This window comes from Streptosporangium sp. CA-115845 (genome assembly GCF_050943795.1).
In the GTDB taxonomy this organism is placed as follows: domain Bacteria; phylum Actinomycetota; class Actinomycetes; order Streptosporangiales; family Streptosporangiaceae; genus Streptosporangium.
On sequence record NZ_CP191988.1, the window covers coordinates 7077872 to 7095554 of the forward strand.

The following is a 17683-nucleotide window of genomic DNA, read 5'->3' on the forward strand; positions in this document are numbered from 1 at the left end:
CCGACCCCTGACCGGCAGCCGACGGGTCATGCTCGACCTGGGCTTCCAGGCGCAGTTTCCGCGACTCCGGATCAGCACCGAAGGCATCAAAGATCGGCTCCGTGGACGACAACGTCCACAACCCCGACACCTGCTGTCCCGGGGAGGCCTCCACAACCGACACCGTCGGCTTAGAGGTGTCCACCCGCCCGGCCTGCCACTCCGACCACGGACCAGACACCGCGGCAGAGGTCGACACCCGCACCCGCCAACGGATCAACCAGCCGTCCTTCAGCTTGCCCGAAGCCACCGCAGGAGCCTGCAACCAGCACGTACTCACCGTGGAACACCCACTGGTCGACAGATTTCCAGTACCGGACCAGATCAACCCCGACCCCTGACCGGCAGCCGACGGATCATGCTCAACCTCCGCCTCCAAACGCAGTTTCCGCGACTCCGGATCAGCACCAAAGGCATCAAAGATCGGCTCCGTGGACGACAACGTCCACAACCCCGACACCTGCTGTCCCGGGGAGGCCTCCACAACCGACACCGTCGGCTTAGAGGTATCCACCCGCCCGGCCTGCCACTCCGACCACGGACCAGACACCGCGGCAGAGGTCGACACCCGCACCCGCCAACGGATCAACCAGCCGTCCTTCAGCTTGCCCGAAGCCACCGCAGGAGCCTGCAACCAGCACGTACTCACCGTGGAACACCCACTGGTCGACAGATTTCCAGTACCGGACCAGATCAACCCCGACCCCTGACCGGCAGCCGACGGATCATGCTCAACCTCCGCCTCCAAACGCAGTTTCCGCGACTCCGGATCAGCACCAAAGGCATCAAAGATCGGCTCCGTGGACGACAACGTCCACAACCCCGACACCTGCTGTCCCGGGGAGGCCTCCACAACCGACACCGTCGGCTTAGAGGTGTCCACCCGCCCGGCCTGCCACTCCGACCACGGACCAGACACCGCGGCAGAGGTCGACACCCGCACCCGCCAACGGATCAACCAGCCGTCCTTCAGCTTGCCCGAAGCCACCGCAGGAGTCTGCAACCAGCACTTAATCACCGTGGAACACCCACTGGTCGACAGATTTCCAGTACCGGACCAGATCAACCCCGACCCCTGACCGGCAGCCGACGGGTCATGCTCGACCTGGGCTTCCAGGCGCAGTGTCCGCGACTCCGGATCAGCACCGAAGGCATCAAAGATCGGCTCCGTGGACGACAACGTCCACAACCCCGACACCTGCTGTCCCGGGGAGGCCTCCACAACCGACACCGTCGGCAGTGCGGCGGCCGTGACAGCCGACACAGCCTGCGTCCGGGCTGCCTTTGTATCGCCCTGCACCGCGCTTTTCCGGCCGTTAAGCGTCGACGGAGAGACTTTGCGGATACCAGTGCTCTCAGCGCGAACACGGGCCTGTCGTCCGCCGTTCGTCACCTGTGCTGATCCGGTGGCAGCGGGGGACGATTCCCATGTCAACGGCGGCGGACTGTTCAGCCCATTCGTGGCCGGCTCGTCCACCATCTCGCGCGGCTTCTCCAGCGGAAGCGCACCCTTGGGCCGCTTACCGTCGCTGCCCGTCTTGCCTTCCGCTTGCGGCTGAGTGGCGGCCGGGCCGACGAGGTGCGGCAGATTCGCCGCGGACCCCGAATCCTGGACAGGGGCACTGCTGACGGAACCTGAAGATGGGGAACCGGGGATTGTCAGCCGGTTCGGAGAAGGGCCGATCGCGAACGACTGCGCCTCCAGCGCGAGAACCCCCGGCATGAGAGCCAGGGTTACGACCAAGCCGACGCGGCTCACCCACCTCGATGGTCCGCTCCGTCCGAGCCCGAACCGGCTTCGACCCGGCACACTCGTACCTGCCTGAGCACGCCACATGGCCACGCCCACACTCCCCGTAGACCAGAAACCCCAAGGGCCTCAAGCGCATCCCCGTAAGCGCCGCATAAAGAACACCACAGATATACATAGATAGGACGAACCAGGTATAGATCTTGACAAGCCAGTCAGAGCGGTGCGGGAGGCCGGCGAATTGAACCGGCCCAAGGGTTCGGGCAGCTCACATGCCTGCACCATTGGCAGACTCAAAAGACTGTGTGATGTAGATCACAGAGGAATTCTTAATTACCCGAAAGAGTCATGCGAATCCTGTAACTCCTCCGTCACGATGAGCCTCATGCCCCCAGCTCGCCAGGAGCAGGTGATGTCGGACGGCGTGGACGGGCCGTTGGCCTGGAAGCCGAACGTGGCCGACGCGCCAGATGCCAGGCCTATAACCCAGCTCGGCGCCTTGATCGTCCATGTGGCGCCTGACGGCGTGATGGTGAAATTCCAAGCCAGGGTGACGCCAGACGGGACCATCCACATGATCGTCCAGTTGTTCCAGGTGGTGTGGCCGACCTTGGCGTACGGCGTATCGCACTGGGGATTGCAGGCGGACGGGAGCGTGAAACTGTACAGATTGTTAAAATATTGGTGATATATCCCCGAACAGGGAGCCGTTCTTCACGAACCGATTGAGCGAATCCTTGACCGGGTCCAGACGGTAAGTGCCTGTTCCCGAACCGCCGATCTTGCCCTTGATAAGTCGTCGGGCGTAGGCCATATTGACGTGTCCGACGTGGCGGAATGGACAAGGGGAATCTCATCGAGCCCGGCGGACGGCTCGGCGGGCCTTGCCTGGGACGGGCGGCTCGCGGCGGTAGCGTGGCGAGGGTGAGCAAGCCCTACCTCGACCCCGTCACCTGGTACGCCACCCTGCCCACCGTGTTCACCTGCGCCTGCCTGCTGATCACCGACCCCGAGGACCGGGTGCTGCTGGTCAAACCCAACTACCGGCCGACCTGGGACTTCCCCGGTGGGGTCGTGGAAGAGGGCGAGGCGCCCCACGCGTGCGCGAGGCGCGAGGTGACCGAGGAACTCGGCGTGCCCGTCGAGGTGGGTGATCTCCTCGTGGTCCACTGGGAGCCACCGTCGGGGGAACGCCCCCGCTCACTGATCCACTTCGTGTTCGACGGCGGCGTGCTGAGCGATGTCGACCAGATCACCCCGGAGGCCGAGGAGCTCGACGAGGTGGCGTTCCTCCCGTGGCACACCGCCGTCACCCTCCTTTCGGGGAACATCACCACCCGCCTGCTCACCGCCCGCCTCGCCCGGCACGAAGGACGTCCCATCTACCTGTCGGACGAATGACCGGACCGGGCCTGACGGGCCGTCGTCGTGTTCAGCCCTCTCGCCTCAGCACGAGGTGCCGGGGAAGTCGAACTCCCCGTCCTCAACGCCGTCCACTCCGCACGGGTACGGGCCCGGAACTCCTACGGCCGCCGTCCGGTTGATCGGTAGTACGGGGGTGCCGTCGGCCGTCCGCATCCGTGGTCGCGGCTCCGTGTCGCCAGGCACTCGCGGGCGTGGCACGAGACCTGGTGCCACACCCGCGAGGGACTTGAGCCGGGAGGTCAGGCCACGGCCGGCGCGGATGCCTCGGGACGGGGGCGGCGGGTGGTGCGGCGGTCGGCGATGAGGATGAGCAGCAGACCGGCCAGTGCCCAGGCGGCCAGGGTCAGGGCAGGGGCGCCGGCCCCGGTGCCGTCGAAGAAACTGAGGGCCCGCATGAGGCTGCCGGAGGCACCGGGGGGAAGGAACTGGCCCAGCGTGGCCCAGCCGGTGGGCAGCCAGTGAGGGCCGGCCATGCCGGACAGGGGGTTGCCCAGGAGCATCATCACGGTGGCGCCGACGCCCAGGCCGGCGAAGCCGAGCAGGGATTCCAGCGCGAGGAAGGGGATCGACAGCGCGGCCATGCCCAGGGACAGCCCGAGCGCGGTGAGCCAGTAGTCGCCGTGCAGGGAGCCGAACCCGTACTGCAGGACGGCGGCGACGGCGGCCCCGGCGACCAGGGCGAACAGGATCACTCCGGCCAGGCGGCGGCGCAGGTTGGCGTGGCCGGAGAACAGGCGCAGCAGCAGGACGGCGGGCAGGATACCGCCGACGATCATGGGCAGGGCACTGGCGGTGAATCCGGCGCCACGGGGGTCGTCGGCCGGGAAGGGCACCACGTCGGAGACGGTGGCCTTGCTCTGCTGCCGGGCGGCCATGCCGGTGCCCAGGGCGGTGATCGCCGCGCTGGCCTGCTGGCCGGCCGCGCTGGCGGTGTAGACGGTGATGCCGTCGGCGCCGAGGGCGAGGCCGCCGACGACCTCGCGCTGCTTGATGGCGGTCTGGAGGGCCTGCGCATCGGGGTAGAGCCTGACGTCCCAGGCGTCGCCGTCCAGGCCTCCTTGGACGGCTTGGGTGGCCGGTGACGGTCCGGCCAGGCCGAGGGGCACGTGGTGGGGGCCACCCTTGACAGCGGGCAGCGCGAAGGCGCACAGCATCACGACGAGCAGCGCGGTCGCCCCGATGACGACGCCGATCAACATGCGGGCGGCACCCGCGGGGGGCTGATCGGTGGAGGTGCCGGGACCGGCCGCGGAGTGGGCCATGGCGGTTGGGGGCATCAGGGGGTTCCTGTCTTTCAGGTGGTCGGTGATGGAATCGGTCTTCAGGTTCGGCAGGGCTCGCCCGGTGCCCGGGAGGGGCGTACTCGGGGTGGATGCCGACGCCGATCAGGCGCGCGGGTGTGGTGACCGGCCGGGAATGGGCTTCGGACACGCGCCCCGTGCCACACCGCGGCTACGGCAAGGCGACGGCGCGCAGGAACGCCTCGGCGAAGATCGCGCAGGTCTCCTCCGTATCGGGCAGGTCGAGGCCGGGGACCTGCCCGGTGGCCGGGCGGGTCATGAAGTGCAGCAGGACCGGGCCGACCAGCTGATGCATCAGCAGGGGCACCGGCAGGGTGCGGATGCGTCCTGCGGCCATCTCGTCGGCGAACCACTGACCCAGCCCGGCGAGCATGCGGGGGACGAAGTGCCGCCGCAGGCTCTGCAGGACGGGTTCGTGGGGGCGGGCCAGCGTCTCGGCGAGCATGGCCGGCAGCACGCGCGGCTCGCGGTCGAGCGCCTCGACCAACAGCCGGTAGATCGTGGCGACCGTTTCGCGTAGGTCGGCACGCGGGCCGGAGATCGTCTTCTCCACGTCCAGGATCGGGCTGTAGGTCTCGAAGATCGCGCGCAACAGCTCATCCCGGCCGCCGAAGGCGGCATACAGGCTGTACACCGAGCACTGGGCGGAGGCGGCGACCGTCTCCAGCGTGAAGACGGCCAGGCCGTGCTCACCGATCAGCTGCGCGCCGGCCTCGATCGCCCGTTCGCGCACCGGACGCTGCCCGCCCGGGTCCACACCGGCGGCGCGTACCGCCTCGTCCAGCGCCTGACGGGATCCGCCCAGACGGCGCAGCAGGGTGCTCCGGGAGACGCCGGCCTCCCGCGCGATCGCCTGGACGGGCACGTCGGCCACGTCCTTGCCCAAGCGCTCGGCGGCCCGCAGAGCGGCCTGCACCATCTCGGCGGGAATGCGGCGGCTGGTGTCCTGCACGTCACGGCTCCTTCGTCACGCATTGACATATGAGCTAATTTAGCATGTAGTGATGTATCACTATTCACCGGATATCCGAAGAGTGCTGCGACGCCTCAAAAGGGAGAAGCCCGGATCATGACCACCACCTCCCCGAAATCCTCGCCCAGGGCCTTGATCGTCGGGCTTGGCATCAGTGGCATCTCCACCGCCATCGCTCTGCGAAAGGCCGGCTGGACCCCGGTCATCATCGAGAAGGCGGCCACTCGACGCGGCGGCGGCTACTTCATCGGCATGTTCGGCTCCGGCCGGATCGCGGCCGACCGGCTCGGCATCCTGAAGGGGCTGCACAACCGCATTCCGTCCCCGAGCGTGAACTACGAGGTCGACCGTTCAGGGCGCCGCAGGCCGGGCATGGGGTTCGCCGACCTGCCCAACGGTCCGTGGATGATGATGCGCGGCGATGTCGAACGGGCGGCCTTCGACGCGCTGCCCGAGGATGTCGAGGTTCGCTACGCCACCGTGCCCGAGGCGATCGAGCAGGACGGCGAGGGCGTGACGGTGACCCTGCGCAACACCGCGGACCACTCGACCCACAGCGAACGCTTCGACCTGGTCGTCGGGGCCGACGGACTGCGCTCAACGGTGCGCAGGCTGGCCTTCGGCGCGCCGGAGAAGTACCTGCACCGGCTCAACTACATGATCGCGGCATTCGCGCTGCCCGAAGACCTGCCCGGTCTCACCCGCGGTGAGGGGGCGATCCTGGTCGAACCCGGCCGGTCGTTCTGGGTCTTCCCCTTCGCCGACCGCCCCTCCACGGTGCTGTTCTCCTACCGCACCGACGACGTCGACGCCGAGTTCGCCACGCCGGCCGCCCGGCGCATCCGCGAGGTCTACGGCCCCGAGCCGCTCGGGGAGATGATGGAGGCCGCCGTGCGGGTGCTGGAGTCCAGCGATGAGTACCTGTTCGACTCCGTCGAGCAGGCCCGTCTCGACCGGTGGCACCGCGGGCGGGTCGTCCTGGTCGGCGACGCGGCCTGGTGCCCCACCCTCTATTCCGGCATGGGCGCCACCAGCGGCATCGCCGGCGCCGATCTCCTCGGCGCCATGCTGCGGCGCCACCCCGGCGACCTGGAGCAGGCTTTGACGTCCTGGGAGCAGAAGCTGCGCCCCTATGTCGACGCCCACCAGAAGAGCGGCGTCAGCAACCGCGTCGGCTTCACTCCCACCACCCGTGCCGAGCGGGTTCGCCGCGCCCTGCTGATGCGGTTTCGGCGGGTGGTCTTCGGCAGCCCGGCACTGTACCGGCTCATCGCGAGGAGCAAGCAGATGCGCCTGCGCAACGAGGACCTGGCCGCGGCCTGACCCACCGCTGGATCTGAGGCGCCTTCACCGCACCTTCTCCACCGTCGGAGAATCTGTACGGTTCACGCCGGAGATCAGGTTCCGGGGAAGTCGAACTCCCCGTCCTTGACGCCGCCGACGAACGCCTCCCACTCCGCGCGGGTATAGACGATCACCTCACCATCAGGCCGATGACTGTGCCGCACCGCCACCCGCCCACTACCATCGGCCAACGGCCCGGCCTCCACGCAGTTTCCGCCGCCGTTCTCGCTCTTCGTGCTGATGCGCCAGGCCACCTGGTCCAACTCCTCCGAGCTGGGCATCCCATGTCTTTCCATCATGTTCACCGCGACCGCTCCTCTGACAGTTTGGAAATGACCTTTACGGACTCCTCAGGCCCGAGCGAGAGCTTTTGCAACTCATCGTACGCCTGCACCAAGCGCTCGGTATCAGGCGATTCCACGTAAATTGCGCCCTTCGGGGTATCCGCATAAGCAACCTCGGGAAATGGCTTCTCTATCGTCAGGATCCGAAACGCGCCGGTCGGACTGGCATGTGCTCCGGCGCTGAACGGCAACACTCGAATCTCGATGTTCGGCCGAGCGGCGTACTCAGCCAGGTGATGGAGCTGAGCGGCCAGGCATTGCGAACCGCCGACCTCTCTGCGTAGTACCGCCTCGTCGATGATCGCCGACAGTCGCGGCGGAGCATCACCCTGGAGAATCCCCTGGCGAGCCATGCGAAGTTCGAGCCAGCGCGATCTCTGCCCGGCCTCAACATCAAAATCGGCGGCTGCGATCACCGCACGCGCATAATCCTCGGTCTGGAACAGACCTGGCAGCAAAGTGTTGTCGAACGTACGAATCTCCTGGGCCCGCGACTCCAACCACACATAGTCGATAAGCCAGCCAACGACCTCGTTGGCGTACCCGTCCCACCAGCCCTTCTGCCAGACCTCCTGGCTAAGTTTCATCAGGCTCTCGCGTCGCCTGCCGTCGGCCACGCCGTACAGATCGAGGAGGGCCAGCAGGTCCGGGCGCCGGATGGGATAGCCGCCGGACTCGAAGCGGCTGACGGTGCCCGGATCGCGCTGCAGATACTCGGCCACGTCCTTGAGGAGCAGATCGTTGGCCTCGCGCAGCTCTCGGAGTTGCTGACCAAGCCACTGAGAACGCAACGTGACCCACTTTGGAGCAGCCATGCTCCCCCTTTCTGACTTTCTGAGCAGATCCACGCAAACCGGATGCCAGCTCAAACAATCAAGTTGGACAACTTGTGGAGCACGTGTCGTGCATGCAACTATACCCAGAGTGAGGAGACGATCACAATAAGTGCACGGTTCGACAGCTACCGGTCAACCGGAGAGCCCGTGGTCGTACGAACACCAAGGAAGAGCAGGAGACCGGGGCGGGCTTCGCTGATAGGCCACGCTCGCCCCGGTCCCGATGCCGGAAGGAAGCACCCGAGATGGAGCACTTCAACGGTTCCGACTACCCGACTGTTTACCACGGCATGGTCTCGTGGCGCGGCGAGACCGGAGGAGGCGGAGGCGGTTTGTCCTGGCAGTCCGATTCGACTCTCGGCAGGGAGGAGGTTCGGGCGCTGGCCGGGGGACTGCCCCGCGTGTTCGCGCTGGTCCAGGAGGCCGAGGGAGAGGGTGAGGAGATCATGGCGCGGTTGGTGGCCTACGGGCTGGCCCTGCCGGGCGGCGACGCGGCCACCGTCGGCGCTGTCAGAGGATTCGGCCGGTGGACGAGCGCGCGGAGCGCGGCGTACCGGCTCGGCTCCGACCTCGTCTGGCTCGGCGACGGCGACGGGTGACCGTACCCGCCTGGCAGCGGACGGCTTGGCGGCCGAAGGGACGGCCGCCGAGCCATGCTCTGACCTGTGGGTTTTCGGGCGCAAAACGGGTAGGGCCGGAATATGAGTCAAATGCCCCCGGACCGTAAAGGTCTAAGTGACGAGCAGGCGGTCGAAGTCGAGGAGTGGACCGATGACCTCGGCCTTCACCACGAGATCCTTCCGAACGATCCCGGACATCAGGACACGCTTGACGAACGTCTCTGGCGTGAGGCCCCGAACCACGAGCGGCGGCCCCCACGCGAGGAGGACCGCCTGGTGGCACCGGATGAGGGCCTCGGCCCGGACGAGACGGCTGAGGAGTACGCCCGGGATGTCGGCCCCGACAGCGGAGACCTGTCAGCCGAGGAACGCGCCATCCACATCGAACCCGACTGATCCGGGCCTTGAGCACGTGATCGCGGAGGTTCCCCTCCCGCGTGGCTCAAGCCCGGAGCTGGCGGGTGATGGACGGGTCGGTGATGGCGGTGTCGTTGGCCAGCAGGAAGGCCTTGCTGAGGATGAGCGCCAACCGGCCGTCCTCCTCGAACGGCAGGAACAGTCCGGCGTGGGGGTCGCGTGCGGAGACGATGCACAGGTAGGCGTCGTTGGGTTCCATCAGGATGTTCGCCGACCCCAGGTGGATCTTGTAGGTGCGTAGATCGCCCCGGACCACCAGGAAGCGGTCGGTCAGGGTGCACCGGCCGGCGATGGTCGTACGCCCGATCAACCGGGACAGCGCGTCGCGCCGGACCCGGGCGCTCTCGGCCAGGTCGCCGAAGCTGTAGGACTGCCAGTAGTCCCCGTGGCCGGTGGGGTCCAGACCGGTGGAGGTGACTCCGACGGCCAGGTCGGCGTCTCGCAGCGCCTCCGACAGGACGAGCGGAGGAACCTCGGCCAGCGGGACCGGCGAGGTACCGGCGAGGAAACGGATGTCACCGCTGACGCAGATCGAGACGGTGGTGCCGTAGCCGTCGCGTTCGTAGGAGTGCTCGTCCAGGTGGAAGTCCCAGGTGACGGTCAGGCCGCCGGGCAGCTTTTTGGCGGCGGTGCACTCGTCGGACCCTCCGGCCGGGTCCCAGTGACCCAGCGACATGCCACTCCAGCCGCGATCGGTGAGCAGTGCCTTGGCCTGGCCGTACCGGAGCAGGTGGTTGGAGAACCGGCGCGAGTGGTCGCGCGTCTCCTCTTCGGCGGGGGTGAGCAGGTAGACCTCGCGGAAGGCCTGCTTGTACGGCTGGCGCAGCTCCTTGTCCTGCACCACCTCCCGCCAGGCGCGCACCTCCTCCACGGACGCGCGGGCCGGATGCCACAGCCGCACCGGCACGTCCGGCATGGTCAACCCCAGCTCGCTGCGCCACACGCCGGGCGAGACCTCGAACTCCCAGATCAGCCGATCGGTGACCGGGTGACCCTCCAACTGCCGATACGGCGGAGCCGTCTCGCCGGCGCATCCGGCTTCCAGCGCCCTGCTCAGGGTGGCCTGCTGCTGCAGGGTCTGCTTGGCCAGCGCGCGCAGCCGCTTGACCTCCTCGGGGTGCTCCCGCCTGACCGCCGCCGGGACCGCCTTCAGCTTCTTGTCCCCGTGCCACCACGACAGCTCGACCTTGCCGTCGGTTGAGATCACCGCCGTGTGCTCGCCGACGGCCTGCCGTACCCGCCCGTCGGGTATCCGGAACGCCACCTCCAGCCGGTTGGCCAGGGCGGCCTCGATCCGCTTGAACATGCGGTCCAGTTGCTTGGGCACCCCGGCGTGCCGGGTGGCCTGGCGGGCGGCGCGCAGCGCGGAGATCGCCTCGGGCGTCGGGTAGTCCCGCACCGCGCGGGCGATCTCGAACAGCAGCCCCTGGGAGGGCAGGGTCTTGGCCTGGGTGGGCGCCACCGCGATCCCGCGCAGCAGCCTGTCCAGCAGCTCGGGCAGCCAGGGCTCGTCCCGGAAGAGCGCCAGCCGGACGGCCCGGCCGATGATCGCCTTCTCTCCGTCCTCGAACGCCTTCTCCGCCCGGTAGGGAATCTCGCCGGTGTGGATCGCCGCGACGCGGGCCTCGGCCGCCTCCAGAGCCGTCCGGGCGAAGTCCGGGTAACCGGGCTGGCCACCGAGCCATTCGATCACGCCGGGCAGCGGGGCGTCATGGTCTGACCGTTCCCGCATCGCCTCGGCGAGCAGCGCCCGCCGCTCCACGTCCCAGCCGAGTAGCACGTCCATCTCGGCGACCGCGATCGGCCCGCGCCCCTCGGTGAGCCGGGCGCTCACTTCGGCGCCCATGCCCGCCAGCCCCGCCGCCACCAGCACGGAGAAGGGTTCGTACGGTTGCTTTCCGTCCGGCATCAGGAATCCGACCAGCTCGCGGGCCGCCACGGCCAGCCGCTGCTCGTCGACCACGTACCGTGCCGGTGTCGAGCTGCCGTCGCCGGCCTGGACCGCGCCCAGTCCGGTGCTCAGCTGGGAGGCGTCGGGCCAGTACGTGGGGTCGTTCGCGGTCCCGTTGATCAGACGGAGCAGGCGGTGCGCGAGGGGGGAGAGGCTCATGTCGACGGTTCCTGTCAGAGGTGGATCTGGCGGGTGATGGACGGGCCGGTGATGGTGGCGCCGGCGGCCAGGAGGAACACCCTGGACAGCACGATCGGCAACATGTCGCCCTAATGCCATCGAGCGCTGTTTTCCGTGAAATATCAGGTGGCAGCGCAATTTATAGCAGCGGCGAACGACAAAACGTCGATGGCTGCGGGCATACCGCCAGACATGATCGATACCGTCGGTGACCGGCATGACGGCTGAGCGGTTCCGGTCCACGTCCTGCCGCGCCGGATCGCCTGAACCGGTTCGACGGCCCGCCGGCGGTGCGCTCAGAAGCCGGCGCGGTGGGGAGCTCCCCGACCTTCCCGGTACGACGGTCAGCGGGTGAGGACGGCGACCAGGGTGTGCAGGTCGTCGACGATGTGGTCCGCCCCGGCCGCCTGGGGACGCTCCGCGTGGAGATACCCCCACGGGCCCCTGCGGATCAGAGCGGTCCGCATGCCGGCCGCCCGAGCGGGAAGGACGTCGTTGTCCAGCCGGTCGCCCACGTAGAGGATCTCCTCGGGCGCACGTCCCGACACCGCGACGACCTTGGCGAAGAACTCCGGGGCGGGCTTGGCCACGCCCCAGCCGTCGGAGGTGTGGATCGCGTCGACGGGCAGATCCATCGCGGCCAGCGCGTCATAGGCCTGCGGCGGCTGGTTGCCCGCGATGATCAGCTCGTACCCGAGGCCGCGCAACGCGGCCAGGCCGGGCCGTACGTCCGGATAGAGGTCGTCGGCGTCGAAGTTCACCCGGAGCCCGGCGGGGTCGTCACGCTTCCAGGCCTCCTGCTCTGCCTCGACGTCGAACCCGGGCCGCAGCAGCCGGAACGCGTCCTCGAACGACCGGTCGAGCGCGGCCATGCCGCCCAGCACGCCGAGCATGGTGAAGGGGGTGACGCCGAGCCGGTCGGCCCAGCGCGACCAGATCCGCGTCTCGTCGATCAGCGTCTCACCCACGTCGAACACCAGCGCCCTGACCACGCCGCCCCCCTTCCCAAGCCCATCCGATCGTAGCCCGCCCCGGCAAAACGGACACCCAGGGACCGTTTCAGAGCAAGCCCCCTCGCACGAACGCGCCCGGACACCGGCACCACCTGCCCCTCTCACCAAGCTGATCCATAACCGGAGGGCATGTGTCCCGGATCCAAAGAGAGTCCATGCAACACTTAGGGTGCTTACTCGAACACGGAGGGGGATAGGTCAATGGTGACAACGACACGGGGACGTCCCTCACACCATGTTTCCCCGAAGGATCCGCCGCCCGCTCGCACGGCGCGAGATCTCCTCGAAACGCTGCCCCCCACCCCCGGATTCCGCGCCGAAGTCATCGACGGGAGTCTGATCGTGAGCCCCGTGGGCACCCCCGAGCACAGCTGGAGCGCGACGCTCCTCTCCTACGCGCTGCAGCCGGTCGTCATGGAGCGCGACTGGCGCGCACACGTGGGCGGAGTGAACATCTGCATCGACGGCCCCCGAGACAGCCTGATTCCCGACTTCGTCATCGCCCCCGCGGACTGCCCGCGCTGGGGTGCCTTGGAGCTGCGCTCCTCCGGTTTGATCATGGTCACCGAGGTCGTCTCCCCGGGGAGCGCCCGAACCGACCGCGACGACAAACCCCGCATCTACGCCACGGGCGGGGTGCCGATCATGCTGCTCGTCGACCCGATCGCCACCCCTGGGACGGCAACGATTCTCAGCGATCCCGAGGACGGCGCCTACCGGACCGTCACACGCGTCCAGCTGGGCAAACCGCTCCAGATCCCCTCCCCCGTCGACTTCGACCTGGACACCTCGATCTTCCTTTGATGTCCTTCCCCATCCGAAGGCCGGTCGGTGGCGGACGGTCGGCGTGGCCCCGCGATACCGGGATTGCTCTCGATCCCGCCACGCCCCGCAGCCGTTCCATAATCGCCGCGTATTTCTCTCACGACCGACGACATCCCATGGAACACTTAGAGTACATGTTCGAACACGAAGGGATACAGGTCGATGGTGATGACAGCGTCTCAGCGATCCGCACCGCGCACCGCGCCCCAGCCGCCCGCTCAGCCCGCCGCACCTGAGGACCGTCCACTACCTCGCACCCCGAGGGAGATCTTCGAGTCCCTTCCCCCTATCCGTGGCCTACGGGCCGAAGTCATCGACGGGAACCTGATCGTGAGTCCTTCCGCGACCCCCCGGCACGCACGTATAGCAAGATGCCTCAGCAGAGCCCTGATTCCGGTGGAGGACAAGAACGGCTGGGAGAGCTTCTCCGGTGATGTCGACATCTGCGTCGAAGGTCCGCGGGACACCGTCGTTCCCGATTACTGTCTGCTTCCCGTGAAGGCTCCACTCTGGGGAGATCGGGAGATCCTCTCCTCGGGGCTGATCCTGGTGGCGGAGATCGTCTCGCCCGGGAGCATGGAGATGGACCGTGCCACGAAGCCCAGGATCTACGCGGGTTGCGGCATCCCGATCATGCTGATCGTCGACCCCGTCGCCTCGCCGCCCGCGGTGACCGTCCTCAGCGATCCCGAGGACGGCAGCTACCGGACCATGACGCACACCGAGATGGGCAAGCCGCTCCGGATCCCCTCCCCCGTCGACTTCGACCTGGACACCTCGATCTTCCTGTAACGACACCGACTCGACCTGCCCCGTCCCAGCGAGGCGCTGCCCCTGGGATACGGCACGCTCATCCCGTCCGCCCCGATGTGCCGGTGGCACCGGATGGGAGGCCGACCGATCCACCTGCCGTTCCGCTTCAAAGAAGCGGCGAAACGTGTTTTGCTCATGGCGGGGAGGGTGCATGAGGCCTAGACGGGCACTGAGGCCGGCGGAGGGTCGCCACTCCCTCCAGAGCGGGCTGGAAGACCTGCTCGAACACGTGGCGCGAGGAGATCGCGCCGCCTTTGAACGGGTCTACGACCTGGTCGCCGGCCCCGTCTACGGGCTGGTCCTGCGCGTGCTGCGCGACCCCGCGCAGAGCGAGGAGGTCGCCCAGGAGGTTCTCGTCGAGGTGTGGCGCAGTGCCGCTCGCTACGAACGCGCCCGTGGCTCGGCGATGGCCTGGGTCATGACGATCGCCCACCGCCGCGCCGTCGATCGCGTCCGCGCCGTCCAGAGCGCCGTCGACCGCGAGGACCGGGTGGCCAGGCTGGAGGTGCATCGTCCTTTCGACGAGGTCGCCGAGTCGGTGGGGGCCCGCCTGGAACGCGAACGGCTGCGCCGCTGCCTTGACGGGCTCACCGAGCTGCAACGTCAATCCGTCACTTTCGCCTATTACGGTGGATATTCCTATCGTGAAGTCGCCGAGCTGCTGAAGGTGCCGCTGGCCACGGTGAAGACCCGGATGCGTGACGGGCTGATCCGCATACGCGACTGCCTGGGGGTGGAACGATGAACAGCGTCGAGAGCGGTCACGACCCGCACACCCTGGCCGGCGCCTACGTCCTGGACGCCATCGACGACCCTGCCGACCGGCTGCGCTTCGAGGAGCACCTTGGCCGCTGCGCCGAGTGCGCGCAAGAGGTGCGTGGCATGACCGAGACCGCCGCCAGGCTCGGCCATGCCACGGCCACCAACCCGCCGCCGGGACTGCGCGAGCGGGTGATGACCCAGATAGATCAGGTCCGTCAGCTGCCGCCCTCCCTCATCGCGTACGCACCCGACGCGAGGAGGAAGGCCCCGTGGTGGCCCCGCCTGGCCGTCGGACTGGCCGCCGCCGGACTGGCCGCCGCCGTTTCGCTGGGTCTGTTCGCCGTCCGCGCCCAGGATCAGCTGGAGCAGATCCAGCAGCGCGACCGGCGGATCTCCGCCGTCCTGGCCGCACCCGATGCCCGTACCCTCACCGTGACCGCGCAGCGGGGCGGCACCGCCACCGTGGTGTTCTCCCGCGCCGAGGGAGAAATGGTGTTCCTGGCCAGCGGGTTGGCCACCCTGCCCGACAGCCGTACCTACCAGCTCTGGCAGATCGGCCCCACGGGCATCCGCTCGGCCGGCCTGATCCGCCCCGATGACTCCGGCCGTACTCCGCTCGTCGTCACCACCCCCTTCGCCGCCACCACCCAGCTCGGCGTCACCATCGAGCCCGAAGGCGGCTCGGCCCAGCCCACCACCCGGCCCCTGCTCCTGGTCGACCTGCCCGCCACCTGAGCACGGCAGCGCCCCGTACGACGACCACCCCGCCGACCGCCCTGGCGGGGTGGTCGTGTCGTCGGCTCAGCCCACAACGCCACCGTTCACATCGTCGACAGCGTGGCGTGGGTCAGTACGCCGAACCAGGGCCTGCTCAGTGTTCCGATCATGCGATTGGGACTCCCCCTCGCCGCGCCATCCGGCCCTGATAAGTCCTCCCACGACCGGTTCCGGCCGTGGGAGGACTTCCGCACCTTTCCGCAGGGCGATGCAACAGTTCGCCAGGCAAGTCCATCTGAGAAGTGACATGGACGACGAAAGGCGAAGGCAGTTGGAAGCAGATCCCCGGTTCGCCGGGTTCGTCGCCGAGCGCGGCGATGCGTTGTTGCGTTACGGCTATGTCCTGGCCGGGAACCCGCACGACGCGGCCGATTTGGTGCAGGAGGCGCTGCTGAAGCTACGCGCCTCCTGGCCGAGACTTCGCGCCAAGGACAATCCGGAAAGTTATGTGCGTACCACCATGGCCAGGCTGCACACGGCGGCCTGGCGGTTGCGGCGGCGCGAACTGCTCGCCTGGGACCTACCCGAGCACGGATACCACGACGCGCTGCCCAGCGAAGACGAGCAGGCGATGGGGGAGGCACTGGCCGGGTTGCCCCGCAAGCAGCGGGTGGTGCTGGTGTTGCGCTACTACGAAGGGTTGAGCGACGAGGAGATCGCGGTGGCCCTGAAGATCTCTCGTGGAACCGTGCGGAGCCAGGCGTCGCGGGCGCTCGGAAAGCTCCGTTCCGCGGTGGGTGAGCACATCGAGGAAGGCGTCATGTCGGATCGCGGGGAGCGGCGATGAACGGTATCGAAGAGCGGTTGAGCAGGACCTTGGGACACATGGCCGAACGAGCGCCGCGGCTGGCCGCCTCGGCGGCGGAACGGTTGGAGACCGGCTACCGGCGGCGCAGGAACAGGTCCCAGGCGCTGCTCGCGGCGGCGGCCGTGATGGTGGTCGCCGGCGGGGTGGCCGTGGGCCTGCAGGGGGGCGGCGACGGGAGGGTGCTGCCCGCGGCCGGCCCGTCGGAAGTGCCGTCCGCGATGATCAGCGCCACCGCGGAACCCATCGAGAAGATGTGGCCGCAGGCTGTGTGGAAGATGCCCGTCAAGGACTCCCAGGGCAGGGAACTTCGCCCCGTCGCACTGATCGACGACGGGACGCTGCTGGTCAAGGCGTGGCGCAAGGTCGAGCAGCCCGAGGTTCTCTACCTCTACAACCTGGCCGGAGGGGATCTGCGGAAGATCACGGACGTGCGCCAGTCGAAGAAGGCAGAGGGGGGCGCCGCGAACTTCGGTATGGGTGAGGGCGTGGTGGCGTGGTGGACTTCGACGAAGACCTCCGTACACCTCTGGGCCGTGCCGCTGACCGGTGGCGAGGCCAGGCAGGTGGCCGAGCACAAGACCGGAGGCGACATGATCGACAGCCTCACCGTGGCGAAAGGCGCGATTGTGTTCTCCGTGCTGAAGGGCGGGGTGTTCAGCGTTCCCGTGAACGGGGGCCAGGTGACCCCGGTCGACCGCGGGACCGGGCTGCACCTGTTGTCCTGGCCGTGGGCGGGCTCGCCTGGCACGTGGAGCCCCGAGGACGGGGCGCCGTTCACGCACCTGGTCAACCTGGAGACCGGGCAGACCAGCGACGCGACCCCTGCCCGCCGGGGAGAGCAGTTGCTCGCCTGCGGCGTCCAGTCCTGCATCGCGACGACGTCCGGCGGCGCCAGGGCGTTCACCCGGCTGCGTGACGGCTCAAAACAGCAGGAGGTGCCGACCGGCTTCCAGATCCCGGAGCCGCCAAGCCAGAGTCGCTTCTACGTGCGCACCCTCGGGAGTGACGCCCCGGGTCTTGGACTCTACGACCTGAAGACCGGAACGCTGGCGGACCTGGGCATCGGGAACGAGGCCGCGCAGGGTGAGGTCCCGGTCGCCGACCGGGCCGGGCGGATGATGACATACCTGACCGCGAGCGGTAGGTACGTCATCGACCTGTCCAGGATTCCCTGACCAGAGGCCCGGCCCTGGAGGGCTGCTCGGAAGGGTGCCCGAGCAGCCCTCCAGGCCGTATGAGGCCCGATCAAGGGCCATTCCTCGTTGGTGAGGTCTCCACGCGCCATGGCGATGGTCTATCAGGGTCGCACGGCGAATCCCTCAGACCTCATGATCTCAACCCCGTACAGGCCCCAGTGGCATACAAGTGCCTCAACCAGCGAAATCAGGGATGGTCCACGGCCCGAAAAAATCGACCAATCCGAGGGCGGTCCGGCGACGAATACGGCGCAGGGGAGAAGAACCCGACCGGATACCTCCCCAGCCCTCATGGGCCGGTCACAGACG

General features: G+C 68.1%; 20 protein-coding genes. 13 read left to right on the forward strand and 7 right to left on the reverse strand.

Annotated elements, in window-relative coordinates; all coding sequences use genetic code 11:
* Positions 1–101 precede the first annotated feature (101 nt).
* The 3 genes from ACQP0P_RS33710 (at position 102) to ACQP0P_RS33720 (ending at position 1118) form a co-directional block, all read left to right on the forward strand.
* A complete protein-coding gene (locus ACQP0P_RS33710; RefSeq protein ID WP_433362738.1) occupies positions 102–380 on the forward strand; it encodes a hypothetical protein in 279 nt (92 codons plus the stop codon).
* Between the two features lie 90 nt (positions 381–470).
* Positions 471–749 carry a hypothetical protein gene (locus ACQP0P_RS33715; protein WP_433362738.1) on the forward strand — a complete coding sequence of 93 codons (279 nt, stop codon included), beginning with the start codon at positions 471–473 and terminating at the stop codon, positions 747–749.
* Positions 750–839: 90 nt separating this feature from the next.
* Entirely contained in the window at positions 840–1118 is a 279-nt protein-coding gene (locus ACQP0P_RS33720; RefSeq protein WP_433362741.1) for a hypothetical protein, read from the forward strand.
* 1004 nt (positions 1119–2122) lie between these two features.
* Here ACQP0P_RS33720 and ACQP0P_RS33725 read toward each other — a convergent pair.
* Positions 2123–2365 (reverse strand): cellulose binding domain-containing protein, encoded by a 243-nt coding sequence (locus ACQP0P_RS33725; protein WP_433362744.1) that lies wholly within the window; start codon positions 2363–2365, stop codon positions 2123–2125.
* Between the two features lie 348 nt (positions 2366–2713).
* Between ACQP0P_RS33725 and ACQP0P_RS33730 the strand changes: the two genes are divergently transcribed.
* Positions 2714–3190, forward strand: a complete 477-nt coding sequence (locus ACQP0P_RS33730; protein WP_433362747.1) for an NUDIX domain-containing protein — start codon at positions 2714–2716, stop codon at positions 3188–3190.
* Positions 3191–3453: 263 nt separating this feature from the next.
* Here the strand turns inward: ACQP0P_RS33730 and ACQP0P_RS33735 are convergent, their stop codons facing one another.
* Positions 3454–4491 carry a hypothetical protein gene (locus tag ACQP0P_RS33735; protein WP_433362750.1) on the reverse strand — a complete coding sequence of 346 codons (1038 nt, stop codon included), beginning with the start codon at positions 4489–4491 and terminating at the stop codon, positions 3454–3456.
* 175 nt (positions 4492–4666) lie between these two features.
* Positions 4667–5467, reverse strand: a complete 801-nt coding sequence (locus tag ACQP0P_RS33740) for a TetR/AcrR family transcriptional regulator (protein WP_433362753.1) — start codon at positions 5465–5467, stop codon at positions 4667–4669.
* A gap of 117 nt (positions 5468–5584) precedes the next feature.
* Between ACQP0P_RS33740 and ACQP0P_RS33745 the strand changes: the two genes are divergently transcribed.
* On the forward strand, positions 5585–6811 hold the full coding sequence (locus tag ACQP0P_RS33745; protein ID WP_433362756.1) for an FAD-dependent monooxygenase: 1227 nt from the start codon (positions 5585–5587) through the stop codon (positions 6809–6811).
* 74 nt (positions 6812–6885) lie between these two features.
* On the opposite strand, the gene ACQP0P_RS33750 is transcribed toward ACQP0P_RS33745, so the two are convergent.
* On the reverse strand, positions 6886–7131 hold the full coding sequence (locus ACQP0P_RS33750) for a DUF397 domain-containing protein (protein WP_433362759.1): 246 nt from the start codon (positions 7129–7131) through the stop codon (positions 6886–6888).
* Between the two features lie 2 nt (positions 7132–7133).
* The gene (locus ACQP0P_RS33755; protein ID WP_433362762.1) at positions 7134–7991 is read right to left on the reverse strand and encodes a helix-turn-helix domain-containing protein; all 858 of its coding nucleotides are present in this window, start codon (positions 7989–7991) and stop codon (positions 7134–7136) included.
* 266 nt (positions 7992–8257) lie between these two features.
* On the opposite strand from ACQP0P_RS33755, the gene ACQP0P_RS33760 reads away from it, so the two are divergent.
* On the forward strand, positions 8258–8611 hold the full coding sequence (locus ACQP0P_RS33760; protein WP_433362765.1) for a hypothetical protein: 354 nt from the start codon (positions 8258–8260) through the stop codon (positions 8609–8611).
* Between the two features lie 111 nt (positions 8612–8722).
* Positions 8723–9028 carry a DUF5709 domain-containing protein gene (locus tag ACQP0P_RS33765; protein ID WP_433362768.1) on the forward strand — a complete coding sequence of 102 codons (306 nt, stop codon included), beginning with the start codon at positions 8723–8725 and terminating at the stop codon, positions 9026–9028.
* A gap of 46 nt (positions 9029–9074) precedes the next feature.
* Here ACQP0P_RS33765 and ACQP0P_RS33770 read toward each other — a convergent pair whose 3' ends face one another.
* Together ACQP0P_RS33770 and ACQP0P_RS33775 are read right to left on the reverse strand one after the other, a co-directional pair.
* Positions 9075–11159, reverse strand: a complete 2085-nt coding sequence (locus tag ACQP0P_RS33770) for a DUF4132 domain-containing protein (RefSeq protein WP_433362771.1) — start codon at positions 11157–11159, stop codon at positions 9075–9077.
* A 365-nt stretch (positions 11160–11524) separates the two neighbouring features.
* A complete protein-coding gene (locus ACQP0P_RS33775) occupies positions 11525–12172 on the reverse strand; it encodes an HAD family hydrolase (RefSeq protein ID WP_433362774.1) in 648 nt (215 codons plus the stop codon).
* A 363-nt stretch (positions 12173–12535) separates the two neighbouring features.
* Between ACQP0P_RS33775 and ACQP0P_RS33780 the strand changes: the two genes are divergently transcribed.
* The 6 genes from ACQP0P_RS33780 (at position 12536) to ACQP0P_RS33805 (ending at position 17353) form a co-directional block, all read left to right on the forward strand.
* Positions 12536–12997 carry a Uma2 family endonuclease gene (locus ACQP0P_RS33780; protein ID WP_433362777.1) on the forward strand — a complete coding sequence of 154 codons (462 nt, stop codon included), beginning with the start codon at positions 12536–12538 and terminating at the stop codon, positions 12995–12997.
* A gap of 189 nt (positions 12998–13186) precedes the next feature.
* Positions 13187–13810: a Uma2 family endonuclease gene (locus ACQP0P_RS33785; RefSeq protein WP_433362780.1), complete on the forward strand. Its 624-nt coding sequence runs from the start codon at positions 13187–13189 to the stop codon at positions 13808–13810.
* A 172-nt stretch (positions 13811–13982) separates the two neighbouring features.
* On the forward strand, positions 13983–14576 hold the full coding sequence (gene sigK / locus ACQP0P_RS33790) for an ECF RNA polymerase sigma factor SigK (protein ID WP_433362783.1): 594 nt from the start codon (positions 13983–13985) through the stop codon (positions 14574–14576).
* Entirely contained in the window at positions 14573–15328 is a 756-nt protein-coding gene (locus ACQP0P_RS33795; RefSeq protein ID WP_433362786.1) for an anti-sigma factor, read from the forward strand. The genes sigK and ACQP0P_RS33795 overlap by 4 nt, the downstream gene beginning before the upstream one ends.
* A 313-nt stretch (positions 15329–15641) precedes the next feature.
* Positions 15642–16157 carry a SigE family RNA polymerase sigma factor gene (locus ACQP0P_RS33800; RefSeq protein WP_433362789.1) on the forward strand — a complete coding sequence of 172 codons (516 nt, stop codon included), beginning with the start codon at positions 15642–15644 and terminating at the stop codon, positions 16155–16157.
* The gene (locus ACQP0P_RS33805) at positions 16154–17353 is read left to right on the forward strand and encodes a hypothetical protein (protein ID WP_433362792.1); all 1200 of its coding nucleotides are present in this window, start codon (positions 16154–16156) and stop codon (positions 17351–17353) included. The genes ACQP0P_RS33800 and ACQP0P_RS33805 overlap by 4 nt, the downstream gene beginning before the upstream one ends.
* Positions 17354–17683: the final 330 nt, after the last annotated feature.